This is a genomic window from Chamaesiphon sp. OTE_20_metabat_361, assembly GCF_031364565.1.
In genome coordinates this window covers 1-3,236 of the sequence record NZ_JANLWO010000570.1, presented here as the reverse complement: position 1 = coordinate 3,236, position 3,236 = coordinate 1, and the positions used below count along the sequence as shown (strand labels likewise).

2 protein-coding genes and 1 pseudogene are annotated in these 3,236 nt (G+C 48.2%); all 3 read right to left on the bottom strand.

Going from position 1 to position 3,236, the window contains the following annotated elements:
- The coding region (locus tag RMO35_RS16400; RefSeq protein WP_309742394.1) for an FAD/NAD(P)-binding protein at positions 1-1,459 on the bottom strand (1,459 nt) is incomplete at its 3' end.
- Positions 1,460-1,801: 342 nt separating this feature from the next.
- Positions 1,802-2,455, bottom strand: a complete 654-nt coding sequence (locus tag RMO35_RS16395; RefSeq protein ID WP_309742393.1) for an acetyltransferase — start codon at positions 2,453-2,455, stop codon at positions 1,802-1,804.
- 447 nt (positions 2,456-2,902) lie between these two features.
- A pseudogene (locus RMO35_RS16390) lies at positions 2,903-3,236 on the bottom strand (DUF2232 domain-containing protein); the annotation flags it as partial.

Here is a 3,236-nt window from a genome sequence, read left to right as displayed (position 1 = left end):
CAAAGTTTTTGTCGATGACAAATCCCCGATTAGAGTCATTAGGCGCACAAATCCCCCGTCGCAGCAGATTTTGGATCAGGATGGAGGAGGATTTGGTAACATCTTGGAAGCCAGCACAATTGATAATTACGCCTAGTGGTGTAGCTAAAGTTTTGGACTCGCGATCGTCACTATCGATGTATTCACAGCCTATACCGCCAGCAGCGAGCGGCAGAGCTTTGACAAACTTACCTTTGACAAAAGTTAACTTATCTTGGGCAACAAGCGTATCTACGACATCTAAATATTCGCCGCCCGCGCGTCGTTGCAACTTGCCGATCTCGACGGCATAAATCGACACGAATTGCTGTTGTTCGCCTGCATCGAGTAGATTTAAGGCCTGCATGGTCACTTTGGAGATCTGACCGTGAATATCCGAGATATTAATCTGTTGGGCACTAGCAGCGGCGACATCTAGCCGCACCGCTTCAAAGATTTGTTTGGCAGTAACGGGGGTGGTGTCTAGGAGGGCGACTAAGGCGGCTGGCGTATAGTCGATACTGGGCACTTCGCGACTGATGCGATGTGGGAAAGCCGCATTCGGCGAGAGAATGATGAATTTCTCAACTAAACCAGTCAGGGTTGGTGAATCATTGAGGCTGTAAAGTGTATCTAGGGTACCAGCATTCGAGCCGACAATCAGAATTTGACGATCGGGTTGTTGCGCTAATGACTGACAGATCCGATCGAGATTAGCTGCTAGCGATGGCTCGTACATGTTATCGATGTAGCAGAGATTAGCTGCCTCATCATTTACTCTTTCAAAGGCGACATTTGGGGGACTACCGATCGCGAGTACCAATTTTTTAGTAGCAAAGTAAGCCCCAGCTTCGACATTAATGTTCATCAGATCGCGATCGACATCCAATACATCCGTGGTGACTAGATCGATCTCGATTAAGCCTTTACTAACTGCATCTGTTATTAAGCTGGCGACACGTTGTTTGAGATAGAGTCCAAATATTTGGCGCGGAATAAATAAGTCATCCCAGCGACCGTCCATAATATCCGCCTGATTGGTTTGCAACCATTTAGTTGCTAATTCACCCGCATCATCTGTTTGCGGCGCGAATAACCAGTCGCGGTTGGCATTCAACCAATCCGTAAAATGCGCGCGTTCGATCGGTTGAGGCAGGAATTCGATCAGTGGTGAGATTAATAAGCAGCTTTGTCCAGATCTATTACCGTAAGGAATTCCCGTCCAGAACTCGCCCGACTTTTCCGTAACGATAATTTTGACAGGCTGAAAGTCGTCAGCATTTTCGCTCGTACTATTGCGCTGCTCAAGTAGCTCTAAATAATGAATTAGGGTATACGCCGATGAGATGCCCGCACCGATAATTGCTAGGTCGTAACATTTTCCAGATGTTAATTGCTCCGCTGGTAAATTGGTCTGGACAACTAAATTTGAATATTGCATGATAGACGTTACTGAAAGATCGATGAAAATTTAGATTTGTCTACGATATGTCTCAATTTAGATCCAATCAATTACCTGGCTAATCCAGAATAACCTAGCAATCTTCTTTACAATATGTAAAATACATCTAATTTGGAGCGCGATTTTTTGAGACGATCGCCTCTGATTAAATCTAATATACTCTTGTTGCTGTTACTTGATATCCGCTAAATCAATGATGTTGGTGGCTCTTTCGTACTTATGGCGATCGTTTGGAGGGGATAGGGGATAGGGGATAGGGGAATTAAATTGCCAAGTTTGATATCTGGCAATACTTTTTTCACCAACAGATCGAGAGATCTCTTATTTCTCGATGCTCAAGTTGGGCGGCTCGCGGAACTTAATTACTTTGGCAGGATTGCCGACGACAGTGGCAAAATCGGGGACATCTCTAATTACCACCGCCCCGGCACCGACCGTACACCAGCGCCCAATCTGAATGCTCGGAATCACAACCGCGCCAGCGCCAATATGCGTCCCTGCGCCCACTCGGACGTGACCGCACAGAGTCGCATGTGGGGACACATGGGCGTAATCCCCGATCGAGTTATCATGGTCGATACTAGCGGCGGTATTAACTAATACATGCGCGCCGACTTCGGCTCCAGCTTGAACGATCGCACCTTGTAAGATGACCGTACCCACCCCAATCTTGGCTTTGGCAGAGATAATCGCACTACCATGAATTGCCGTGCCGTAATTTGCCGTAATTAATTCTGCCAGCTCGGCACGGCGTTGATTGTTGCCGACACTAATAATCAAGGGTGCATCCAATTCGGGAAAACCCAGTCCCAATAACCGAATCCCATCGCGGATCTCCATCCCCTTGAATTTAGCATCCGGGGGGTTGTCATCAAACATGCCAATCACTTCGATATCTAGGCTGTTGAGGATGTCGGTGATGACCTTGGAGTGCCCACCAGCTCCATACAAATACATGTATTTAGTAGCCGCCATATAATATCTTTAATTTAACTGATAATTGATAATTGGGTTTTAGAGGATGTCTGAAAAGATATCGCGTGGGGTGGGCAGTGTCTTGTTTCGCTCAATCTGGAGGGCACCTCCGCAAGCGCGAACCGCTGTCTTGTCTTGACGCACACAACCGTGAGGGCGCGATGCGCGCTCGGCGGGTTTCCCGCCGGGATAGCGCATCAGCGACGCATCGACCTGGAGGTTTCCTCCAGGTTGTGTGCGTCAAGACAAGACAACCTCCCAGCGTGGCGGGTCACCCGCCACGCGTTCGATGCGTCGCTGTCTTGTCTCGCTAAACCCTTCGAGTCAAAGCCTACGTATCGCGAGCCGCTGACCCAAAGCCATGGGTCGGGAACCTCCGCGTGATTTCAGTCGCTGCCCACCAGCTAGGTTTCAGGCGTAATCTATTTTATAAATAATTGCACCTACTTATAACTCTAATAACGTATCTACCCAAGCAGGCGCTTTGGGCAGCGAATTACCCAGCTTTTCAAACATCAGTAGCGCCACCAGATGCACGACAAAAACATAGACAAAATTACTCACTAACACCAGCGCGATCGCCAGCACTTGAATTACTGGTAGACTCGGCTCGGCTAAGATCCCGACTTGCACGAACAGCCATTCACAAAAGTCGCGCATCCTGAGCATCAGGTAGATCCACAAATCCTCACCCAATAACACCGAAGTCAACCAAAACCGGAAGAATACCCCCAGGCAATCGACCAGCGCCCCCAGTGAAATCGATGTCAGCCAGCTAGTC

Bases quoted from the DNA above. Each gene is read 5' to 3' on its own strand.
- RMO35_RS16395 (WP_309742393.1), bottom strand. From the start codon at position 2,455: ATGGCGGCTACTAAATACATGTATTTGTATGGAGCTGGTGGGCACTCC.